This window comes from Cyanobacteria bacterium GSL.Bin1, assembly GCA_009909085.1.
In the GTDB taxonomy this organism is placed as follows: domain Bacteria; phylum Cyanobacteriota; class Cyanobacteriia; order Cyanobacteriales; family Rubidibacteraceae; genus Halothece.
Genome location: JAAANX010000128.1, coordinates 72,486 through 94,007 on the forward strand (window position 1 = coordinate 72,486; position 21,522 = coordinate 94,007).

Annotated in this window: 18 protein-coding genes and 1 other RNA gene; 11 read left to right on the forward strand and 8 right to left on the reverse strand. The window is 44.0% G+C overall.

The window, feature by feature from the left end; all coding sequences use genetic code 11:
* Positions 1 to 33: 33 nt before the first annotated feature.
* Entirely contained in the window at positions 34 to 1,938 is a 1,905-nt protein-coding gene (locus tag GVY04_16360; GenBank protein ID NBD17643.1) for a sodium:proton antiporter, read from the forward strand.
* Here the strand turns inward: GVY04_16360 and GVY04_16365 are convergent.
* A complete protein-coding gene (locus tag GVY04_16365; protein ID NBD17644.1) occupies positions 1,935 to 4,160 on the reverse strand; it encodes a pyruvate kinase in 2,226 nt (741 codons plus the stop codon). The two genes, GVY04_16360 and GVY04_16365, sit on opposite strands and share 4 nt — an antisense overlap.
* Positions 4,161 to 4,192: 32 nt before the next feature.
* Positions 4,193 to 5,056, reverse strand: a complete 864-nt coding sequence (locus GVY04_16370; GenBank protein NBD17645.1) for an NAD-binding protein — start codon at positions 5,054 to 5,056, stop codon at positions 4,193 to 4,195.
* Between the two features lie 121 nt (positions 5,057 to 5,177).
* Between GVY04_16370 and GVY04_16375 the strand changes: the two genes are divergently transcribed.
* Positions 5,178 to 5,645, forward strand: a complete 468-nt coding sequence (locus GVY04_16375) for a hypothetical protein (GenBank protein NBD17646.1) — start codon at positions 5,178 to 5,180, stop codon at positions 5,643 to 5,645.
* Positions 5,646 to 5,652: 7 nt separating this feature from the next.
* Positions 5,653 to 6,549, forward strand: a complete 897-nt coding sequence (locus GVY04_16380) for an EamA family transporter (protein NBD17647.1) — start codon at positions 5,653 to 5,655, stop codon at positions 6,547 to 6,549.
* A 246-nt stretch (positions 6,550 to 6,795) separates the two neighbouring features.
* Here GVY04_16380 and GVY04_16385 read toward each other — a convergent pair whose 3' ends face one another.
* Both GVY04_16385 and GVY04_16390 read right to left on the reverse strand, forming a co-directional pair.
* On the reverse strand, positions 6,796 to 7,953 hold the full coding sequence (locus tag GVY04_16385; GenBank protein ID NBD17648.1) for a ferrochelatase: 1,158 nt from the start codon (positions 7,951 to 7,953) through the stop codon (positions 6,796 to 6,798).
* A 136-nt stretch (positions 7,954 to 8,089) separates the two neighbouring features.
* Positions 8,090 to 9,268, reverse strand: a complete 1,179-nt coding sequence (locus GVY04_16390; GenBank protein NBD17649.1) for an MFS transporter — start codon at positions 9,266 to 9,268, stop codon at positions 8,090 to 8,092.
* A 165-nt stretch (positions 9,269 to 9,433) separates the two neighbouring features.
* On the opposite strand from GVY04_16390, the gene GVY04_16395 reads away from it, so the two are divergent.
* Positions 9,434 to 10,516, forward strand: coding sequence for a phospho-N-acetylmuramoyl-pentapeptide-transferase (locus GVY04_16395; GenBank protein NBD17650.1), 1,083 nt, complete (start codon positions 9,434 to 9,436; stop codon positions 10,514 to 10,516).
* A 100-nt stretch (positions 10,517 to 10,616) separates the two neighbouring features.
* On the opposite strand, the gene GVY04_16400 is transcribed toward GVY04_16395, so the two are convergent.
* A complete protein-coding gene (locus GVY04_16400) occupies positions 10,617 to 11,465 on the reverse strand; it encodes a DUF4163 domain-containing protein (GenBank protein ID NBD17651.1) in 849 nt (282 codons plus the stop codon).
* 183 nt (positions 11,466 to 11,648) lie between these two features.
* On the opposite strand from GVY04_16400, the gene GVY04_16405 reads away from it, so the two are divergent.
* The 4 genes from GVY04_16405 to GVY04_16420 all read left to right on the forward strand — a co-directional run bounded on the left by GVY04_16405 (position 11,649) and on the right by GVY04_16420 (position 15,902).
* On the forward strand, positions 11,649 to 12,320 hold the full coding sequence (locus GVY04_16405; protein ID NBD17652.1) for a serine/threonine protein kinase: 672 nt from the start codon (positions 11,649 to 11,651) through the stop codon (positions 12,318 to 12,320).
* A gap of 17 nt (positions 12,321 to 12,337) precedes the next feature.
* A complete protein-coding gene (locus tag GVY04_16410) occupies positions 12,338 to 13,006 on the forward strand; it encodes a ComF family protein (GenBank protein ID NBD17653.1) in 669 nt (222 codons plus the stop codon).
* 90 nt (positions 13,007 to 13,096) lie between these two features.
* Positions 13,097 to 14,491: a DnaJ domain-containing protein gene (locus GVY04_16415; protein NBD17654.1), complete on the forward strand. Its 1,395-nt coding sequence runs from the start codon at positions 13,097 to 13,099 to the stop codon at positions 14,489 to 14,491.
* A gap of 424 nt (positions 14,492 to 14,915) precedes the next feature.
* The gene (locus GVY04_16420) at positions 14,916 to 15,902 is read left to right on the forward strand and encodes an RNA polymerase sigma factor, RpoD/SigA family (GenBank protein NBD17655.1); all 987 of its coding nucleotides are present in this window, start codon (positions 14,916 to 14,918) and stop codon (positions 15,900 to 15,902) included.
* Positions 15,903 to 16,028: 126 nt separating this feature from the next.
* Here GVY04_16420 and ssrS read toward each other — a convergent pair.
* Positions 16,029 to 16,211: non-coding RNA, 6S RNA (ssrS, locus tag GVY04_16425), on the reverse strand.
* 94 nt (positions 16,212 to 16,305) lie between these two features.
* Positions 16,306 to 16,713: an AbrB family transcriptional regulator gene (locus GVY04_16430; protein NBD17656.1), complete on the reverse strand. Its 408-nt coding sequence runs from the start codon at positions 16,711 to 16,713 to the stop codon at positions 16,306 to 16,308.
* 425 nt (positions 16,714 to 17,138) lie between these two features.
* On the opposite strand from GVY04_16430, the gene GVY04_16435 reads away from it, so the two are divergent.
* A complete protein-coding gene (locus tag GVY04_16435) occupies positions 17,139 to 17,582 on the forward strand; it encodes an Rrf2 family transcriptional regulator (GenBank protein ID NBD17657.1) in 444 nt (147 codons plus the stop codon).
* Between the two features lie 2 nt (positions 17,583 to 17,584).
* Positions 17,585 to 18,562: a cobalamin biosynthesis protein gene (locus tag GVY04_16440; GenBank protein NBD17658.1), complete on the forward strand. Its 978-nt coding sequence runs from the start codon at positions 17,585 to 17,587 to the stop codon at positions 18,560 to 18,562.
* A 154-nt stretch (positions 18,563 to 18,716) separates the two neighbouring features.
* On the opposite strand, the gene GVY04_16445 is transcribed toward GVY04_16440, so the two are convergent.
* Positions 18,717 to 20,012, reverse strand: coding sequence for a transposase (locus tag GVY04_16445; protein NBD17659.1), 1,296 nt, complete (start codon positions 20,010 to 20,012; stop codon positions 18,717 to 18,719).
* Positions 20,013 to 20,376: 364 nt separating this feature from the next.
* On the opposite strand from GVY04_16445, the gene GVY04_16450 reads away from it, so the two are divergent.
* Positions 20,377 to 21,465, forward strand: a complete 1,089-nt coding sequence (locus GVY04_16450; protein NBD17660.1) for an AI-2E family transporter — start codon at positions 20,377 to 20,379, stop codon at positions 21,463 to 21,465.
* The last annotated feature ends 57 nt before the right edge of the window (positions 21,466 to 21,522 follow it).

Genomic DNA, 21,522 nt, shown 5'->3' on the forward strand with positions numbered 1-21,522 from the left:
AGTATTTAACCCTTCTTCTCCCCAAAAGATCTTATGGATGAATCATTTACCATTACCTTACAAATTGTAATCGCTGTTTGTGCAGGAATTACTGCTCAAGTCCTTGGAGAAACCTTGAAAGTTCCAGGTATTGTTTTTCTCTTACTGTTTGGCATTGCTTTAGGTTCAGATGGACTGAATCTCCTCTATCCTAGTGAATTAGGGGTGGGTTTAGAAGTGATTGTTGCCCTCTTAGTGGCGATTATTCTGTTTGAGGGAGGACTCAACCTCGAATTAAGAGATTTGGGGCGGGTATCTAGTAGCTTGCGGAACCTGGTAACCATTGGGACTGGAATTACCCTGTTTGGCGGGAGTATGGCAGCCCACTGGCTAGGAGAATTTCCCTGGCAATTGGCATTTCTCTATGCTTCTTTAGTTGTCGTAACCGGTCCCACTGTAATTGGCCCCCTACTTAGACAAGTGGCAGTGGATCGACAAGTCGCAACCCTCTTAGAAGGAGAAGGGGTTTTAATTGATCCGGTTGGGGCAATTCTGGCGGTCGTTGTCCTCGATACCATTCTCAATAGTGACGCTGGGGTCATGGAAGTTTTAAATGGGCTGCTCTTGCGCGGTGGCATTGGTATTGCCATTGGTTTAGCCGGCGGCGCTGCCATGGGGTTGCTTTTAAAGAAACGGCTCGATTTCCTCTCGGAAGACTTGAAAAATCTGGTTGTTTTGGCCGGTGTTTGGGGCTTATTTGGAATTTCCCAAATGATTCGCAGTGAGTCTGGGTTAATGGCAGTGGTTTTAGCCGGGATGGTCGTCCGCGCGCTCTCGGTTCCCGAAGAACGGATGCTGAGACGCTTCAAAGGACAGTTAACCATGCTGGGGGTCTCCGTCTTATTTATCCTCCTGGCAGCAGACCTCTCCCTCGCCAGTATTTTAGCCTTAGGTTGGGGCAGCGTGCTCACGGTTTTATGTTTAATGTTCATCGTGCGCCCGCTCAGTGTTTGGGTGTGTACCCTAGGGAGTAGCCTCAATTGGCAACAAAAACTCTTTGTCAGTTGGGTGGGTCCCAAAGGCATTGTTTCTGCTTCAGTCGCCTCTCTGTTTGCGATTTTACTGACACAACGGGGAATTACCGGTGGTGATTCCCTGAAAGCAATTGTCTTTTTAACCATTATGATGACAGTGGTGATTCAAGGGCTCAGTGCGCGTTGGGTTGCCCGCTGGCTAAATCTCACGTCTGAGGGAGCAAAAGGAGCCCTAATCATTGGTTGTAGCCCCTTAGGTCGTCTGGTGGGAGAACTCTTTCAACAAGAGGGAGAATCAGTGGTGATGATTGATACCGATTCTGAAGCGTGTGAACTGGCAGAAGCGGCTAATTTGCCGGTAATTCAAAGTAGCGGTTTAGATGAAACGGTCTTAGAAGAAGCAGGAATTGAGTCTCTAGGAACTTTCTTGGCAACAACGAATAATGGAGAAGTTAATTTAGTTTTAGCACAAAGAGCTCTAGAGGAGTTTCAACCCCCTAGGGTGTTTGCAGTATTTCCCAAAAATTCTCAAGCGCGGACGCCTGCGAATAAAACAAAAGTCAACCAAGCCTTTATGTCCGAAATTCCGATCAAAATTTGGAATCAATATGTGGAAGAAGGTAAGATTAAGCTTGGTCATACGGTGTTGCGAGAAGAAGGCTTTTCTTTCCAACAAGCCCATTTGCAAGCCTTAATCCGAGCAGGAGAATTATTACCCCTATTGATTAAGCGCGGTAATGCTTTACAAGTCGTGAAAGCGGATCAAGAATGGCAACCGGGAGAAGCGATTTTTTATATCCTGCATGATCCTCGCCCCAAATTGCTTAAACGGTTATCAGGAGGCAACTCCTCCTCTCGCCTTGCTTTAGAGCGTTTAGCTGAGGTGGAGGAAGTTCCCTTGGCTAGTCCTGACAATAGTTATTAGTCATTTTTTAATTGCTGTCGGGCTGCTGCAAGTAAGAGTTGTTTTTCTGAGCGCGCGATCGCGCGATAAACGGTCTCAATCGCTGATTCTTCCACAGAAATGCCAGTAATTCCCCAGCGGACTAAATCGGCTACTAACTCGGGATATAAAACCACCCCTTGACCACAAACCGAACAGGAAATACCATTTGCCCTTGCCGTTTCAATTAAGCTCTTTAAAGCAGCCAGTAAAGCGGGATGACATTCATTATAGTGCTCTCGAAACTCCCCTTGTTCTCGATCAACGCCTAATAATAATTGGGTTAGATCGTTAGTGCCAATGGCAATGCCTTCGATTCCGGCTTTGATATAGTCGCTTAACAAGTACACCACAGAAGGGACTTCTGCCATCATCCATAGCTGACAGCTGTTTTCAATCCCTATTTCTGTTAGTAAATTTTTGCAAAATTGGACTTCCTCAACACTGCGAACAAAGGGTAGAATTAAATTAATATTGTGATAGCCTTGGCGCTGTAAGTGTTGGAGGGCAAACATTTGGGCTGAGAAAAATTCGGGATTTTTGTAATAGCTATAAGTTCCCCGTTCTCCTAAAAGAGGGGTCTGTTCGGATTGCAAACTCAGCCAATCGGTCGAGCGATAGAAAACCGGACGAGGAAAGAAGGCTTCTGCCAAATGACCAATCAAACCTGCTAATTGCTCGATAAATTGTTCACGGTAAGGGGAAGATAACCAAGTGGAGAGGGACTTTTCTTCCAATAACTCTAATAACATTAATTCAGACCGAACTAAGCCCACTCCCTCGACCGGTAACTGAGCTAATTCCGTCGCGCGATCGCGCTGAGAAACATTGACCATTAACTGGGTTGCTAAAACCGTTCTTTCCGTCTTTGTTGGTTCTGCAACAGCACTTGTCGCAACTGCTTCTTCTTCCTGCTCAGAGGGGCGTAATACTTCTCCTTTATCTCCATCCACCGTTACGGTTTCTTCTCCTGCTATCGCTGCAATTGCTCCCTTAGCCCCGACAACAGCAGGAATCTTCAACTCTCTAGCCAGAATCGAACCATGAGACGTCATTCCGCCTTGTTCTGTAATCAATCCGCCAGCGCGCTTAATCAGAGGTAAGTTTTCCGTGGTAACACTTTTGATCACTAAAATGCCCTGAGCAGGAAAGTCTTGATCATCGTCTTTTCCGACCACATAAACTTTTCCCGTTACTTTCCCTGTTGCTGCTCCTGTTCCTTTAACCAGGACAGGAGAATCTGCTTGTGCCGACATAGTAACCTCAGTCGAAAATTGAGTTAAGTATAACTGAGAACCATTGTCTTGCCTGTTTTTGGCGTGAAATTCTGGCAAAAAAGTCCATTCACAACGAAAGGTTTGCTGATTGGTTTCTTGTAAGGTGAGAGCAAGATTAATTAACTGCGATAACTGTTCTGAAGTTAAAATCGCTTTTTCAGCCTCTTTCTTCACAATGCTAACTTCCAGCAAAGGATTAAGTTGATAAATACGGGTTTGATAACCGAGTTGATGGAGCGTAACTTGTTCGGTAGTGGGATTAATTTCATAGGTTTCAGGTAAGACTTCGCCGCGGATTAAACTGTGTCCTAAACCTCTGACTGCTTGCAGGTGCCATTGCTGATCGGTTACTTCTAAAATTCCTGACGCGATCGCGTTTTGAATCGGTTGAATCAAAACCGCTAACCCTAACTCTTCCCAAGCCATCCCTTGCTGTTGCCAATAAAATAAATTACGGGCGCAGAATAATGAGCGCCACACCCGTTTTAATCCCAACTCGATTTCCTTTCTCTCGCATAAACCACAGTGAGACGTTAATAAACCTGAAACCGAAGGGTGCAGCGATGGCAACACCAGAGAAGGACGGAAAATCAGTGTGGTCGCTTCCCAAGCAGCAAGTTTTTGGTAGAGTTCTTCACACCAATCGGGATCTAACTCAGCATCATTAATGACTTGGCAAAGGGTTTGTGCCGTTTGTTGTAAGGTTTCATAATCATTGAGATCGAGGGTGAGTTCGACTAAAGAAGCAAAAGTATCTTCTGCACTAAACAGAGAACTTAATGTCTCCTTGCCAACGACAACTCCAGATGGAACCTGATATCCAGCTTGAGATAGCTGACTCAAAGCGATTACTTTCTCTCCCACCGCCTGGCGCTGAGAGAGACTAATCTTGTCTAAATCATAAAAGTCATTGACGTTAACTCGCATTGAGTCTCATTATTTTCATTCGTTACTCACTTTTAGTGCTTCTGCGACTGAATGACTTCATACAAAGCAGAATAATCTTCATCTCCTAACCCTAATTCTAATGCTGCTTCTAAAATTGTTTCCATTCCTTGTAATGAAGAAACCGTTAACCCTTCTGTTTTCGCGGCTTCTAAGAACAAGCGGGTATCCTTGAGGAGATGTTTCGTAGGAAAGTTAGGATTACTATAGTTATGGCTGACCATCCGTTTCAGTTTCTTATCAAAGGTGGGAGCATACAACGCACTTTCTCGTAAAACCGACATAAACGTTTCCACCGCTAACCCTTCTTGCTGCACAAAGGATAAGCTGAGGGAAAACGCGCCCGTTAACGAGACAATGAGCTGATTGAGAGCGAGTTTGAGTGTCGCTGCTTTGCCGACACTGCCCACTAAAAAGGGTTTCCCTAAAGCCGATAAAACCGAATGCCACTGGTCAAACTGTTCTTGCGTTCCGCCCACCATTACCTGTAACGTTCCTGACTCAGCTTGAGGAACACTCCCTAGAACCGGGGCTTCGAGATAATCTCCGCCATAACGACTAATCTCAGAGTGCAGTTGTTGACTTTCTTTCGGTGCAATTGTCCCCATTTGGATTAAGGTCTTCCCGGATAGGTGCTGGGTTGTCTCGCTGGTCAGTACGACTTCTTTAATTGCAGTAGCATCCGTCAACATTAAAATAATACAATGGCAGTTAGCGACTAAACTTGCAGGTGACTCGGCAATGGCAATTCCTTTCTCTTTGAGGGGTGCTAGCTTTTCCGGCGTGCGATTGTACGCCATGACCGAATAGTCTGCCGCCAGAAGGGTTGGCGCCATCGCTTGTCCCATCAACCCTGTCCCTAGTAAACCAATTTTCATAAAACGTTACCTCAACCGTCCCAATTGCAACAAATATTTGCCTAAGCAGGATATCAGAGAGAAAGTCTGTCAAGATCATCCCAAAAGCAGAAACTGTAATTCGATTGCCAAAATTTAAATTATGACCACAGACACCCTTCTCTTTAGTAATGCCCCAGAAATTTCCGCCGATGATTATTGTGTGTTTGGGGTTGCCACTTGCTTTATTCGAGAAGAAGGAGAAACCAAGCAAGTGAATGTGATTGAACCGGTTCCTTCTTCGAGTTTAGAGTCGGTTTTAGGTGGGGCGGAAACATCGTATCAGATGGTGGCTGCCAAACCCGTGAAAGAGGTGTTTGACGGAGAACATCTGATTAAGCCTGACGACTTCCCCCAAGATGCTGACTTTGGAACCGATTTTACAGAACGGGTGATTGCAGCCGTACGAACCTATAAATATCATGAGCATCTCCAATCCTCTTTTCCGTTAGGAACCCTCAAAAGCGATCTCAACCATTCCACGAGACGAAAGCGCGTTCTCAATGCAGAACGGATGGTGCGCACTGAGGACAATGTGAAACAACACTCTCATACCCACACGGTGCTTTAGCTAGTTTATGTTGGAGTTGAAAGGGGAATTCGCTGCGTTATTGGCTGCTTTTTTATGGGCCAGTGCGTCGGTGGTTTATAGCCGTCTTGGACAGCAGATTTCTCCTTTATTGCTGAATTTTTTAAAGGGCGCGATCGCGCTGTTGCTTCTTGCCTTCACCGCGATCGCGACCCAAAATATCTTTCCTACCCTTCCCCTCACTCCGGTGCTTTTCTTAATCACCAGTGGTATCATTGGCATTGGGTTTGGCGATACCGTCTTTTTTTCCAGTTTGAAGTATCTTGGCGCCAGGCGGGCCTTACTCTTTGAAACCCTTGCCCCTCCTCTGGCTGCCATTATTGCCCTCATTTTTCTGCAAGAAACCCTTTCTCTCTATGCTTGGCTTGGAATTGTCTTAACCTTACTTGGCGTGGCGACAGTCATTAGTGAACGCACCAGTAACCAAGACCTTTCCGTAGCAAATTTCAAAATTGGCATTGGGTTTGGCTTAGGGGGCGCGATCGCGCAAGCAATTGGGGCAGTTCTCTCGCGGACTGCCTTAACTGATTTTGATCTCAATCCCCTCTGGAGTACACTAATTCGCCTCAGTGCAGGAACCCTTGCGCTCATCCCTTTACTGCTTTCCCGACGCCAGCATCTCAAACTCCCTTCTTTGCAATGGTCATGGCGTTTAGTAGGGATTATTTTTATCACCGCTTTTGCCAGCACTTACTTAGGAATTTGGCTACAGCAAATTTCCCTCAAATTTGCCGCCACTGGCATTGCTCAAACCTTAAGTTCAACCAGTCCCCTTTTTATCCTTCCTATTGCTGCTTTTCTCAAAGAAACGATTAGTGTACGCGCGATTTTAGGAGTGTTGATTGCACTTTCAGGAATTGGACTCTTGTTTTTACCGGGATCGTAATCCAACAACTGGATTGCCCTAAAAACAACTCTTGACCGAGTAAGAGCTTCAGCCCTTTTCATGGGGGAAACTTATCTGAAGTTCCGTTAAAAGTAATCCAAAGAATTCCCCCCAAGAAGGATTTAGGGGGTCAAACATTGGGTAACAGTTTTCCGAAATATTCTCTTTGTGACGTGCTCCAGACAGCGATACAAGTATACGCTGCTGGCTTCTCCACCTTCACTCAGGGAGAATTTTAGTTAGCGTCTAATGATGGTGATGGTGATGATGTCCATTATGATCATGATCGTGAGAATGAGTGGCTTTTTCACTGGCTAGTTGGGGATTAACCACCACCGCCGTTTCTGACAGTAAGGCTTCAATTTGCTCATCAGCCCAGTTTGCTGCCATTTTTAAGAACTCAGGATGCTCGTTAACACAAGCCATTTGCACGAAATGAACATCTTTGTATTGACGCTTAACATCGTGAATAATGTGGTCCACATCTAAGATGGTTTCGTGGTTTTCCGTGGCAAAGCCAATGGGCATCATGACCACCGCTTTTGCCCCCAGTTCAATCAGGTTTTTTGCAGCTAAATCAGCGTTGGGCTGTGTCCATTCAATAAGGGGGGTGTCATGGTTTAACCAACCCACAGAGATCAAGGGGTATTGATTGATTAATTTTTGCCGTACACTTTCATACAGAGCCTCACTTTCCATAATGCCAGAGGTAAACCCTTTAGCTTTGTGAGGACAGCCATGATTCATTAAAACAATGCCAATTTCAGAGGGAAGATAAGCCTCAGAAAGTTCACTTTGGATTTTTTCTTCCACTAACCGCGCCATCAAGTCAATGTAGTCGGGTTGGTTATAGAAGGAGGGAATGTAACGCATTCCAGTGACCCATTGTTCTTCTCCAGCATTGAGTTCGCGCAGGGCTTCGTTGACTTGCTCTACTGCAATGCCACTGGTAAAAATAGAGTCAACTACGAGTAAGGGATAGATCAAGATTTTGTTATATCCCTGTTCTTTAATTTGCGCTAACACTTGGTTAGGGAGATAGGGCTTACAGAAGTTAAACGCCTTAAAAACAGAAACTTGTTCGCCCCAAGTTTTCTTTAACTCTTGTTCAATGCCTTCCCGCTGTGCTTCAAAAATTTTATTATGAGGGGAAATAAAATTGCCATGTTGATGACTCCATTCATGGAAATCAAAAATCGCCAGCAGTTTCGCAAGGGGGGGATACATCCAAGTGGGAACAGGAGCAAACTTTGCTGTGAGTAAGTTGAGGGCTTGTTCATTGTAATTGGCGAAGTCGTCATAACTTTCCACCTCACCATAGCCCATTAATAAGACGGCAACGCGATCGCTGCTGTTAATATTGGCTTGGCTCGTTTGTTCTGTTTTTTCTGGTACTGCAACCACGTTTCAATCCTCTTTGCTGTCTAGATGCTACCCTGAAATCTAAAGAAGCCTCTGGAGAGTCTAAACTCCAGATTTTTCTAAAATTCCTTGGGATATGCTGAAATTTCTTACTATCTCAATGTTATCCTAACATCCCCTACTGGGGCATACGTCGCAAGATAAAAATTCCTGATCCCCAAGCTAAAACCGCAGCCGTATTAAACACGCCAGTTAATCCGGTCATTTGCAAAATAGAGCTAAGGAGAACCGGCGATAAAAATTGTCCCAGGAAGCTGGTGCCGATCGCGATCGCCAAAATACTGGAGCGGACAGTTTTCGGCGCTAAATTCGATAAATCGCTGTAAAGATTCGGTAGCACGAGCCCAAACCCCACCCCAAATATCATCGCTGAGAGCAACAATAAGGGAAACTGTTTCAAGAGCGGAATACTGAAAAGGCTAATTCCCATTAAAGCAAAGCCCAGCGCGATCGCGCTCCGAAATGACCATCGCTGTGCCAGTTGTTTCGAGCCAAATGCGGAAATAAAGGTTGCTCCCAATGCCCGAGTTGCCAGTAAAATCCCATTAGAAACTGTCCCTAACCCCAGAGTTTCCTGGAGGTATAAGGGGGCATAAATCACCACCGCATACATGATGGCTGCGGTTAAAGCGACAAATAAAAGTAATTCTATGACTGCCGGAGTTAGTAAGACCTTTTTTAATTCTGCGGACAAACCACTCCTTTTTTCCGGCTGATGATCCCTCAATTGAGTCTCTGGAAAGGCCCAATAAACGATTAAAGCAAGCGGAAACGCGATCGCGTATAGTCCAAAGGCATAGCGCCAATGAATAGACCCTAAGCCCCCACCAACCAAAGGGAAAATAATTCCTCCCACCGTTAAAACGGCTGTCGCATAAGCAATCACTTGGGTCCGAGTTTCTTGATCATATAACTTTCCTAACAGGCCAAGACTACCGGCAGCAATGCCACCGGTCGTTGCGCCCAATAAAGCACGACTTGCAAGTAATAACCAAAAGTTACTGGCAAAAACGGGTATAATGCCAAAAATACCGTATAACCCTAAAGCCGGAACCAGCACCCGAATCGGAGAAACCTTATCTGCAACAAACCCCAACACCGGACTAAATAACGCGATTGTTAACGCATGAACACTCACCAGATGAGTGCCTAAAGCGCGATCAAATTCCAAATTGGTAATCACCTGTGGCAAAACCGGCGTTACCACTCCCCCTGTCATTGTAATTAAGGCTCCAATCGCTAAAATTAGAAACATTCGATTTGGATCACGCTGAAATAACTGAAATTGACACTTCATCATTGATTATTGGTTGGGCTTGCAAGCCTTTATTAATTAGAAAATATTTTGTGATCTAGACAACAGGTTATTTTTAAGCCTTGTTTGATAGTAACCATAAGTGTTCAATGATCACCGCTCAATTCTCTGATATCCTTGAAACAAAACGGTTGCGGGTGTGAAGACGTGGTACAAACCAAGTTATGGCGAGACGTAATCGCCGGTTCTGGGAAAGGATTATTAGTGGCTTTGATCATGACAATCATTGCTGCTAGTGTAACTTTAGATTATCGGATTAACTTAGGGGCTGGCATCACACTGCCTTTGCTGGTCTCTATTTTGGGTAGTGCTGGCGTTGGCACTGCAATCATCCCGATTTTAAAGCGCTTAAAAGCAGGACAATTTATTCGTGAGGATGGGCCCCAAACCCATCTCAAAAAGGCAGGAACCCCGACCATGGGCGGTGCCTTTTTTATTCCGATCGCGCTGTTGATTGCGGTTTTCTGGTCAGGTTTTCAGCCAGAGGTGATCGCTGTTTCATTGGTGACGCTGAGTTATGCCCTAATTGGCTTAGTGGATGATTGGCAAATTTTAGTGAAAAAGTCGAATAAAGGGATCTCCCCCCGCGCAAAATTAGGGTTACAAATTCTCGCTGCGATCGCGTTTTGTCTCTGGTTAGGAATCACTTCGCCCCCTGAAGTGACAACGGTTCCCTTGCCTTTTGGTATTCTCCTGCCCCTGGGTTTTCTCTTTTGGCCCTTAGCGGTGTTTGTCTTCGCTGCGGAAAGTAATGCGACGAACTTAACCGATGGTGTGGATGGTCTAGCGGGCGGCACTTGCGCGATCGCGTTTTTGGGCTTGGGTAGCATTTTACTCATTTCCGATCCGCCACTGGCGCTATTTTGTGCTTGTATGAGTGGGGCGTGTGTCGGTTTTGTCTTTCACAACCGCAATCCGGCAAAAGTGTTTATGGGGGATACGGGCTCTCTTGCCCTGGGTGCAGGGTTAGCTGCAGTTGGCATCAGCACGCAGCAATTATTTCCCTTACTCATTATCAGTGGAATTTTCTTTGCCGAATCGCTCTCTGTCATCGCCCAAGTCGGATATTATAAAGCGACTAAAGACGAAAAGGGGGTAGGCAAACGTTTATTTAAAATGGCACCTTTGCATCATCATTTTGAACTCAGTGGTTGGTCAGAAATCCAAGTTGTTGGTGTTTTTTACGCGATCGCGCTACTTTTAGTTATCCTTACTTTTTTCTCTGTTTAAGTCACTGTTTTAGCAATCAATCAAATCGTAAAAGTACAAAAATGTTCCTGAGTCAGTCGAAGAACACAGAAAATTGAACAATAAAAATATCATTGAATTATCATGAGAAATCAGGATCAATAAGGCTGTCTTCTTTTAAGATATCTTCTAACCTTGTCCAAGGAATGTTGACTTCATAAGTCCCTGCGGCATAGGGGCCAATTTCATAAGTATTATAAAATAAGTATAATCCTTCTTGAGTAATTGCAAAATTTTGCGGTAATACGAGTTGATTTTCAAATAATCCTGCTGCACTTAAATCTTGAGTAGGGGTCAAATTATAAGCTTCTCTAAATTGTCGTTCTGCACGATTTAGAAGTAATTCTTTATTGGTAATAAAATCTTCGATTTGGATGAGTTGTCCAGTCTTTTTATCGAAATTAAGATAAGTCTGACGGGAATTGGGATGAGCCCCACCCAAATAAGAATACTCGGATATGCTCATTGTAATTGTCCTTGGAGTTGCGCTTGCTTGTTTTCCGTTAATTTCAATCATCCAATGATTCGCTAGGACAGAATTAGGTTCAATTTGTTGGTTAAAATCCAAAAACAGTTCTTGCACAATCGTCTCTAAATCTGGCAGTTTAGGGTTAGGATTTTCAGAAAATCGATAATCACCGAGTAAATTGATCACCTGTTGTTTAATCACTTGATTAATATGGGTCGTAATAGCATTATTATTACCTTTGAATTGCGGATAATGAACAATCACTTCAAAGCAAGGTTGACCTTCCTTGTCACAATTTCCAGTCTGCCATTCTTGGTTAATTGGTTTGACCATCCAAGCTTCTCCTTTAGCGGTACTCAGTGAAGTGGGAGTCGATAAATGAGGAGATTGATTGGTGTTTGCTTCTCCACAAGCAACCACAAGAAAAATGCAGAGTAAACTGAGACTGGTTTGGATTTTCATAATTTGTGCACAGCAAAATTAACTAAAAATCAAGAGCCAAACGATAAGCTTTCATTAGGATTATGATTAGCTTTTACTTTATATGGCAGAAAGACGAGATTTACAATAGGACTTTGTTGATTCAGATAATGCTCCCAAAGTATTAAGATATAAGAACAATTGCCCAATCATTGTTGGTGAATGATGGACGAACTGTGTCTAAAAGAATTAATCCACAAAACCAATCTGGAATTACGCCCACAACTGCAGATCAAAAGCGTTGATCCTCATAATCCAGTTGTGATTTATCATCTCCCCGAACCTTGGGAAAAAGTGGGAACCGGAAACTACGCAGCCGTTTTCTCTCATCCCGCTTATCCAGAGGTCGTCGTAAAAATTTACGCACCGGATCGCCCAGGATTTGAGGAGGAAAGAGAAGTTTATCAGCGTTTAGGAAAGCATCCCGCTTATTCACAATGCTTTTACGCAGAAGATAATTGCTTAATCCTGAAACGACTGCAAGGCGTGACCCTTTACGATAGCGTCAATCGGGGATTAAAGATTCCGAAGCAAGTGATCGAAGATATTGATGCTGCCCTAGACTACGCCCGAAAACGAGGATTATTTCCCCATGATGTTCACGGTAAAAATGTCATGATGTGGAATGGCAAAGGGTATGTTGTCGATGTCTCGGATTTTCTAAAACTGGAATCTTGTTCAGCGTGGAATAATTTGAAAACCGCTTACTATTGGCTCTATCGTCCTATTCTTGCTCCCCTAAATTTACGTATTCCTTATTTGTTACTCGATGGGGTGCGCAGTAGTTATCGCGCTTCTCGCAGTTTATTGGATGTTCGACGCAATCGCCAAGCTTAATTCTAATCCCTAGAACAATGCCCAATTGGAATCAAATATCTCAGGATATTTTATCCTTGTTCTTGCATCCTAATTGTCCCTTGTGTAACCGGAGTGCAGAAACGGTACTCTGCCAGAATTGTCAGCGTCAACTCGAGCAGTGTCAATTATCTCCCCCGCAATTTGAAGGAAAGGGAGGGATTGCAGTGGTGGCTTGGGGAGAATATGGGGGATTACTCAAACGCGCGATCGCTGCTTTCAAGTACGAAAACTATCCTCAACTGGCTCGCCCTCTCGGCTCATACCTTGGCAAAACTTGGTTAACTGTTTCTGCGCCTGCTTCTACTTTTCTTAAGCCCATTGTTGTTCCAATTCCACTGCATCCAGAAAAACAAAAGCAACGGGGGTATAACCAAGCTGAGTTAATTGCGCGTTCCTTTTGTGCAGTGACTGGTTTACCCTTAAAACCACAAGGCTTAAAACGGATTAAAAATACAAAGGCTCTGTTTGGTCTGACACCAGAAGAACGAGAACAAACCGTAGCGCAAGCTTTCATCATTGGGAAAGGGCTGAAATCAGGTCAAACTGTCCTCATCTTAGATGATATCTATACAACAGGTACTACTGGGCACATCGCTCAAATGACCCTCCAGCAAGCAGGCATTAATGTTATTGGTGTTGCAGCGATCGCTGCGTCACAACGATAAAAATGAGTTTAATGCCAAAACAGGAATAGAGAGCTATTCAAACATTTTAATGAGGTACAATCAAGAGCGAGTCTTGGTTTCCCAGTATAGATGCAAGAACATCACGATTACTATAGAATTCTCAACCTCTCAGAAAATGCGACTTTGGAAGACATCAAAAGTGCCTTCCGGCGTCTGGCTCGTGATTGTCATCCCGATTTACATCCCAATGATCAAAATGCAGCGGAACGTTTTCGTTTGCTGCGAGAAGCCTACGAAGTATTGAGTGATTCGGCGCGGCGGAGTCGTTATGATCGTCGTCGTGGTACTAATGGATCTGGAAATCAGCAACAAACTAGCCCGCAAGTCTATTATGTGCGAGGAGTGGAGAAGATTCTCGTTAGGGATTATCGCGCCGCAATTGTTGCCCTGTCTGAGGCGATCCGGCTCAATGGTCGCTTTGTTGAAGCTTATCAGAAACGCTGTGAAGCTTATATTGCAATTGGACAAGAACGGGCAGCTTTAGAAGATTGCCAACAGATTTTAAGATATCAACCGGACAACGCGATCGCGTACTACTACCGAGGAAGGGCACGTCAACGCCTTGGCTATGCTGATTCTGCAATCAAAGCCTATACTCACGCAATTCAATTAGATAAAAACTTTGCTCCCTCTTACTATTATCGCGGTGTTGCTAACCACGAACTACGCCATCGCAATCAAGCGATTGCTGACTGGCGAGAATATGCAGAACTTTGCAAACAACAAGGAAATCTACAAGGCTACCGTCTCGGAATGAATGCCTTGAGTCAGTACAACTGGTTTCCCATAAAAATGGGTAACCGAATTTTAGAGCACTTGTGGCGTTTAGGCACACAGATGTTCCCTCAAAAAAAGAACCCGCCTTCTTCTCAATCTTCAGTTCAACTGCAACAGAGTTTGGGTCATACGCTCAGATTCATGCAAGTGACGATTCAAACGAGCATAGTTACTTTACTACAAATTTTTAAAAATCCTGTGGGCGGAGTTTTATCAGCTTACGGCAGCTTGGAACCAAAAAGGGTTGCCCTCGTTTCTTGTGGGTTTATTCTCCTTAGTGAAGTGGGGTTTGTCGTTGGCTTGTTATCTCGCTTTCCAGAAAATGATGGGATGATGCTTCCAGCCTTAATCCTGGGGCTCATTCCTATGCTGAGTTTGTTTTTAATCAGCTGGATCACTTATTCCTTCAAGCCGTCTTCTCGCCATTGGACAGGAAATTTATTTCTGGCAAGTAGTGCAACTTTACCTTTAGCTGCTTTTTCGTTCTGCAGTCCCTTTTTTAGCCTGATTCCAACCCTAATTATCCTAATCCTTGCAATTTTTATGGTTTCCCATACGATTCTTTTGCTCTATGGCGGATGTTCCCAACTGCTTAATCTTTCGGAGTCCTCAGCAGCGCTAATTGTTCCTGTTATGGTGATTGTGACCACTTTTCTGACTTGGGTTAGTTTCTCAATTTTATTCTAAAACTCGTACAAGAGACTTGATTTTTAAAGTTAAGGTGTTATAGTAGAGGTTTAGAGTAAATTAGTGCTTCCGGCGATAAAAGTGAATAGTTAACGATCAACTCAAGATGAATTTAGGGAATGATGAGGTCAGGGAAACTATCCTCCTTTGAAGAACGTCAGAGGACATAGTTCATTATTAAAGTAAACTGGTAATTACTTCTCATAATCAAGCAGCAAGTGGAAGGAAAATTATACCGGGCAATCTGAATTTAGGACTGCTCAGTATTAGTCCCGAAACAAATTGCCAATAATCTGTCAAGAGCAGGATGCAATGTTTGATTAGTTGCAGCTAAGCTAAGGGTAGGAATGAATTCCCAACCCAGTGAAAGCAATCCAAGTTTCCGAAAACAACTGCTTATCAACGGAGTCACTGACAATTACAGATGCCCACTGCAAAATTAGACCAAAACAACGATAAGCCAATCTTCTCTGCTGATATGGTGCGAACCTATCTCCACGAGATTGGTCGTGTCCCATTGCTCACTCATGAACAAGAGATCATCTTGGGCAAGCAAGTGCAGAAGATGATGAAGCTGATCGAACAAAAAGAAGAATTAGAAGAAGAGCTGGGGCGAGAAGCGACCGAAGAAGAGTGGACGCAAAAAGTTGGCATTAGCCAAGCCGAGCTACAGAAAGCGATGCGAGAAGGCAATCGCGCCAAACGGAAGATGATTGAGGCGAACTTGCGTTTGGTCGTCGCCATCGCAAAGAAATACCAAAAGCGCAACATGGAATTCTTGGATTTAATTCAAGAAGGAACTTTAGGGCTAGAGCGGGGCGTTGAAAAATTTGACCCCACCCGCGGTTATAAGTTCTCCACCTATGCGTACTGGTGGATTCGCCAAGCGATTACCCGCGCGATCGCGCAACAAGCCCGTGCGATTCGCTTACCGATTCATATTACCGAAAAACTCAACAAAATCAAGAAAGTCCAACGGGAACTCGCCCAAAAGCTGGGGCGGAATGCAACTCCCACTGAAATTGCAGAAGAGTTAGGGTTAGAACCCTCGCAAATTCGTGAGTATCTGAGTATTGCTCGTCAGCCGATTTCTCTAGATGTACGAGTTGGCGACAATCAAGATACTGAGCTGTCAGAATTACTCGAAGATGACGAAAACTCTCCTGAAACTTATCTGACACAAGAGTCAATGCGCCAAGACATTGATTCCATGCTCTCGGAGTTGACACCTCAGCAACGAGAAGTCCTTTCCTTACGCTTTGGCTTAGAAGATGGCAATGAACTATCCTTAGCCAAAGTAGGGAAAAAATTAAACTTGAGCCGGGAACGAGTACGCCAACTTGAACATCAAGCACTTGCTAAACTGCGCAGGCGGCGAGCCGGTATTCAAGAATATATTGCTGCAAGTTAAAGTTAAAGTTTCGGCGTCAGTTGATAAGGCAATGATTCTTCATTTTAACAAGGGGGATTTACCCCTTGTTTTCTTTTTTTGCCCAACAAAAAGCCCCCTCAGCCTCTTACTAAGGGGTTGCTTTTCTGAGTTACCGCAACGCCGTTTTACCTCAGTTTATGACCTCCTGTAAACAGGTGGGTACCGACGTCTCGCTTTAAGTTTCCGGGTGCAAGCCCGGTTTACTGCCACGAGAGGGGTTGGTTCCCTGATAGGTCTTGCTTGTAGATCAAAAAACTATATTGGCAGTCACCAACGTTGCAGCAATAGTTTGAGATTGAGGGATTAATTTAATCCACTTTATGTCCGATCATAGCTTGTCATGGGGGGGAATTGACAAGAGAGAAATCGGCAAAGATGATCATTAATTATCCTCATCTTCTGAGTCGTCTTCATCATTAAACCCACTCACTTGTTTAAGATGAATATGTTTCCGTCCCAAGGTAATTTCAAATTCATCCCCAGGTTTTAAGCCCATTTTTTTAGTGTAAGCAGCCCCAATTAATAAGTTGCCATTGGATTGGACACTAATTTTATAACTGGCTGAACGCCCACCGCGTCCTCGCCCATTTCCATTACTATCTAACCGAATTCCCTCTGCATCCATTAGAGCATTAAGAAATTTCATCATATTGACTCGTTGGACACCGTTTTTTGTTTCGGTGTAGTAACCACAAGCCTTGGCTTTTTCTTCCCTACTGAGGTTACCCAAATCTTTAACTTTTTGGAGTAAAGCCTCACCAGTTAAGGGGTTTCCTTGTTTTTGTGCCATCAACTGGAACTCTTAATTTATTAATTTTCACACTTCTACTTTAGCTGTTTTTTATATCCAAGCGCAATTAAATTATTAACGCTTAGTGCAGCAGCTTCTAAAGACTATATTACATTTGTTTGAATAAATCAATCATCAGCATTTTCTGTGTGGAAATTTTTCAAATCTTGAGCTGAATGATCCCTAAATCTTCTCCGTAACATCGATAACAGTTTCTTGTTCAGGAAAAGACTGACGACAAAGGAGGGCTCATGAGTGAAGTGGAGATCGGGGAAGTCGGGATCAAGCTTTAAGAACAGCAAGATTGCTTCCTCTCCTAATGCCATCAATTAATGATATGGTAATAGTATTTACCTTAAGATCAGACACTGTTTCGGCTTAAGCTAAGGGCTTCAGTCGCGCTCATTGTTATTAACTTGACAAAAATGAAATTGACGACTCGTGGACACTATAGCGTTAAAGCATTACTAGATTTAAGTTTACAATCGCGTCTGAGTCCGACATCGGTAAAAAAGATCGCGCAACGCCAAGGATTACCCCCAGCTTATTTAGAAAAATTATTGATTGCCTTACGCCAAGCGGGTTTAGTCAAGTCGGTACGCGGCGCACAAGGAGGCTATCAACTCGCCCGAGAGCCCCAAGAGATTTTTTTAGGACAAATTTTAGAAGCGGTTGGCGAGACAATTGATCCTTTACCTCGCCATACTCCTGATGCTGAACAGACTGAAGATTGGGTTACTTATAGTCTCTGGCGACAACTCTATCAAAAGTTAAAAGAAGCGTTATATAGTATCAGTCTCGCTGACTTATATTATGATGCTCGGAGTTGGCAAGCAGCACAAGGAGAAGAAACAAATTTTGTAGTTTAAACATGATCGATTCCGGTGTAACCCCATTACTAATTGCTGCATTTCTCGATTACCTAATCGGTGATCCCCAAATGATTCCGCATCCTGTTCAAATAATGGGCAGTATCATTTCCTTCATGACCAAAATTGTTATCAATTTCACTAAGAATTCGACTTGCCGTCGTCTGGCTGGAGTTGTTCTTGGAATGGGTTTAATTTTGGGGAGTGGGGGGGTGGTTTGGCTAGTAATTGCACTTAGCAAACAGGTTTCTCTTCTGCTTAGTTTCAGCTTACAAGTGGTTTTGCTTGCTAGTTGTTTTGCGGGTTGCAGTTTACGTCAAGCAGCGATCGCGGTACTAAGGCCTTTAAAGAATAATGACATTGCCACTGCTCGTACTCAACTCAGTTATTATGTGGGGCGAGATACGGAAGATTTATCCTCAACAGAAATTGCACGCGCTGTATTAGAAACCGTTGCCGAAAATACAACTGATGGTGTCACTGCACCCCTATTTTATGCAATTGTTGGGTTATTCATTCCTGGGGTTGGCAGTGTTCCCTTAGCAATCGCGTATAAAGCAGCCAGTACCCTGGATTCAATGGTAGGTTATCAAAGAGAACCATTCACCGATATTGGGTGGTTTAGTGCCAAATTTGAAGATCTTCTAACCTGGCTTCCCTGTCGCCTAACTGTTGTGAGTATCGGATTAATCGGTCGTCAACCCCTAAGAGTCTGGCAAATTTGTCTGCGAGATGCCACACAAGATCCGAGTCCCAATGCTGGCTGGAGTGAGTGTGCTTATGCAGTTGTCTTAGGGGTACAGTTAGGAGGAAAGAATACGTATCAGGGCATCATTAAAGAAAAGCCCTTATTAGGCAATTCGGATCAGCCAATTACAGAAGCAAAAATTAAGCAAGCCTTAAGTTTAACTCGAATCTGTTTTCTGAGTTGGTTATTCTTGGGTGCGGGTTTAAGTTGGGGACTAACGCTAAAAGGATAATTTTTGCTCTTAAAGCCAGGCGTTAGATCGTTGCGCGTTCCCTAGCGCCGTGCGAGGTCGCTCCTCTTTCTGAGAAGCCAATCAAGGTTACCGATCACGGAGAACCCAAAAATTCAGGGGAGAACGGCAAAATTTTCAGTGAGCCAGACGTGAATTACCCACAACCAATCACTTCGTGATGTGGTTGGGGCTTCTCAGCAGCACCAGCTTGCGCTTCGGTTCGTGACTGAGCTTTATTAATGACGGAAATCCCTGCCGCCAAATTCTTTATATTTACTGCCGCGTTCTGATCCCGATCCATTGATAACCCACAATGAGGACAATTATGGATTCTTTCTGATAGCTTCTTCGGGACTTTCTTGCCACAGCCTGAACAATTCTGTGATGTATTTTTGGGGTTGACTTCTATTGTTAACTGCCCAGCATTTTCGGCTTTGACGGTTAACCTACTTAGAAATGTTCCCCAACCAGCATCATAGATCGATTTGCTGAGTCTGGTTTTAGCAAGTCCCTTAATGTTGAGTTTTTCACGGGCAATAACATCTCCCTTGCTGAGGATTAACTTAATGGTATTAAAGTGAAAATCTTTTCTCTGTCTAGCCACCTTCTGATGGTGTTTTCCAAGTTGTTTGACTGCCTTCAAATAACGGTTACTTCCTTTCTGACGACGAGAAACCTTCTGTTGTAGCTTCTTAAGTCTTTCTTGTCCTTTTCGATAAAACTGTGGAATTTCTACTTTTTCGCCTTCAGAAGTTACCAAAAAGTCTTTCAATCCCAGATCAATACCTAGCGTATTTTCTGAGGTGGGAGTTATATCTATAGTTGATTCTGGTACGTTTGCATCTTCTAGAGAAAGCGTCAAATAATAGCCATCAGCTTTTCTAGTGATCTGAGCCGTTTTAATTCGGAAACCATCAGGAATTGGACGATGTTCAATCAACCGAATTTTTCCGAACTTAGGTAAATTGATGTGATAATCTTGGACACAATCAGCTTTGACCTGTGGAAAGAGAATTGTTCGATAACGTCCTTTCCCCTTAAATCTTGGCTTGCCTGATTTCTTCCCATTCTTATCCCCTCTAAGCCAACGTTGAAAAGCCAAATCAACTCTTTTAACGCAATCTTGTAAGACTTGTGACTGGACTTCCTTATACCAAGGACGGTCTTTTTTGAGTTGGGTTAAACTTTGCTTTTGTGAGAAATAAGTAGGACGGTCAGATAACTCTGGGAGGTGACAGATTAAAGGACAAGAATTGACAGCCGTTCTATGAGTTTCCCACCAATCAAAGCGTTGACCTAACAAGTAGTTGTATTGACAGCGCAACATTTCTAGCCATTTTTCTATCTTGGCTATTTGTTCCTTGTCAGGTTTTAATCGATATTGATAGGAAACTCGCACTGCTTTAATTGGTGAATCCATTCTCCCTTTATTATAATCTATAAAAGTCATTTTGACGGCAATAATGAAAAAGATAACGATTAGATGTACTGAGGAAGAACATCAACAACTTCTCTCTTTTTGTAAACACAAGCAAAGAAGCCAAAATGAAGTAATCAGAGAGCAAATCAGGAAGTTATCAATCTCAGGGGTATTGAACCCCCTCGATTGATGGCGATTCATCTAGCGACCAAATCAAAGATTTTGGTCGTAGGATTCTCGCCTATATTGCTAAATTAGGTCGTTCCTGAATAAGACATTCAATTTGATGGCATACTTCAAATATTCCTTTTTCTTTTAACTGCTCCAAAGCAATGGCTTGGTCAGCGAACCTTCTAACTAATCAAATCGAGATTCATCAATTCGGTAACCGGCGATGAAATTCAGCGACCTGGTTAATTTTCTCTGCCTGGTGATTGCCCTGACGATCCTCTGGCAGTTTCGGGATTTTGTCCTGCTGGTGTTTACCGCCGTCGTCTTTGCCATTGCCCTGAACGGTTTGGTGAGGAAACTAATCAGAACCTTTGGGGTGGGCCGGGGGGGGTCGGTCTTGATTGCCTTGGGCTTAATGTTGGTTATCATCACGGTGTTGCTCCTCCTGATGGGACCCCTCGTCGCTAGCCAATCCCAACAAATTATTGAACGGATTCAGCAAATGCCAGCGGAATTGGAAAACTGGTATCCCCGGCTCAATGAGTTAATTGCCGATCCGCCCCCCTGGCTTCGGAAATGGGTTCCGCAACTGGACTTCCAACTGCCCAACCTTGGCGACCGGATTGATCTTGGCGATCTCATTGAGGAGGCAAAGCGGATCGTTCAGGGCTTTTACAATTTCTTTTCCGATTCCCTGGAAATTCTCCTCAAACTCTTGCTGGTGATTGTCCTGATGCTAATGATGCTCGCCGACCCGCTGGCCTATCGGCGCTTGCTGGTGAGGTTGTTTCCCTCGGCTTACCGGCAGCGAGCCGATGAGATTTTCTCAAAGTGCGAAGTGACTTTGCTCGACTGGCTGGGTGCCGTTTTCTTAAAGTCCTTGTTTGTTGCCATCTTAAGTTTTTTAGGTCTTTTCGTGATCGGAGTTGACTATGCCTTGACCCATGCTGTGATCGCCGGTCTGTTTAACTTTATTCCCAATATCGGGCCACTGGCAAGTACCGTGTTCCCGCTGTCAGTGGCGTTGCTGAATTCCTGGTTCCAATCCCTTGCCGTGATTGTTCTCTATGTTGTGATTCAGAACATAGAGACGTATTTGTTTAGTCCACTCATTCTCCAACGGCAAGTGTCGCTGTTGCCAGCAGCCACGCTGATTGCTCAACTCTTTTTCACGTTCTTTCTGGGGCCACTCGGGCTCCTGCTGGCAATTCCTTTAGCGCTGATCGCCAAAATCTGGATTGAAGAAGCTTGGATCAAAGATGTTCTCGAAGCGGCAGACAAAGCCTCAGAATCCGAGGGAGCGGGTCAGTAACGGATGGTAAGCAGTTAAGCGGAACTTCGGACAAGGGAAAAGTAAAACGGAAATGTT

Excerpts from the sequence above, each read along its gene's own strand:
- GVY04_16440 (NBD17658.1), top strand. The coding sequence starts at position 17,585 with ATGATCGATTCCGGTGTAACCCCATTACTAATTGCTGCATTTCTCGAT.
- GVY04_16420 (NBD17655.1), top strand. The coding sequence starts at position 14,916 with ATGCCCACTGCAAAATTAGACCAAAACAACGATAAGCCAATCTTCTCT.
- GVY04_16370 (NBD17645.1), bottom strand. The coding sequence starts at position 5,056 with ATGAAAATTGGTTTACTAGGGACAGGGTTGATGGGACAAGCGATGGCG.
- GVY04_16360 (NBD17643.1), top strand. The coding sequence starts at position 34 with ATGGATGAATCATTTACCATTACCTTACAAATTGTAATCGCTGTTTGT.
- GVY04_16415 (NBD17654.1), top strand. The coding sequence starts at position 13,097 with ATGCAAGAACATCACGATTACTATAGAATTCTCAACCTCTCAGAAAAT.
- GVY04_16430 (NBD17656.1), bottom strand. The coding sequence starts at position 16,713 with ATGGCACAAAAACAAGGAAACCCCTTAACTGGTGAGGCTTTACTCCAA.
- GVY04_16450 (NBD17660.1), top strand. The coding sequence starts at position 20,377 with ATGAAATTCAGCGACCTGGTTAATTTTCTCTGCCTGGTGATTGCCCTG.
- GVY04_16445 (NBD17659.1), bottom strand. The coding sequence starts at position 20,012 with ATGACTTTTATAGATTATAATAAAGGGAGAATGGATTCACCAATTAAA.
- GVY04_16405 (NBD17652.1), top strand. The coding sequence starts at position 11,649 with ATGGACGAACTGTGTCTAAAAGAATTAATCCACAAAACCAATCTGGAA.
- GVY04_16365 (NBD17644.1), bottom strand. The coding sequence starts at position 4,160 with ATGCGAGTTAACGTCAATGACTTTTATGATTTAGACAAGATTAGTCTC.
- GVY04_16375 (NBD17646.1), top strand. The coding sequence starts at position 5,178 with ATGACCACAGACACCCTTCTCTTTAGTAATGCCCCAGAAATTTCCGCC.
- GVY04_16410 (NBD17653.1), top strand. The coding sequence starts at position 12,338 with ATGCCCAATTGGAATCAAATATCTCAGGATATTTTATCCTTGTTCTTG.
- GVY04_16380 (NBD17647.1), top strand. The coding sequence starts at position 5,653 with ATGTTGGAGTTGAAAGGGGAATTCGCTGCGTTATTGGCTGCTTTTTTA.
- GVY04_16400 (NBD17651.1), bottom strand. The coding sequence starts at position 11,465 with ATGAAAATCCAAACCAGTCTCAGTTTACTCTGCATTTTTCTTGTGGTT.
- GVY04_16435 (NBD17657.1), top strand. The coding sequence starts at position 17,139 with ATGAAATTGACGACTCGTGGACACTATAGCGTTAAAGCATTACTAGAT.
- GVY04_16390 (NBD17649.1), bottom strand. The coding sequence starts at position 9,268 with ATGAAGTGTCAATTTCAGTTATTTCAGCGTGATCCAAATCGAATGTTT.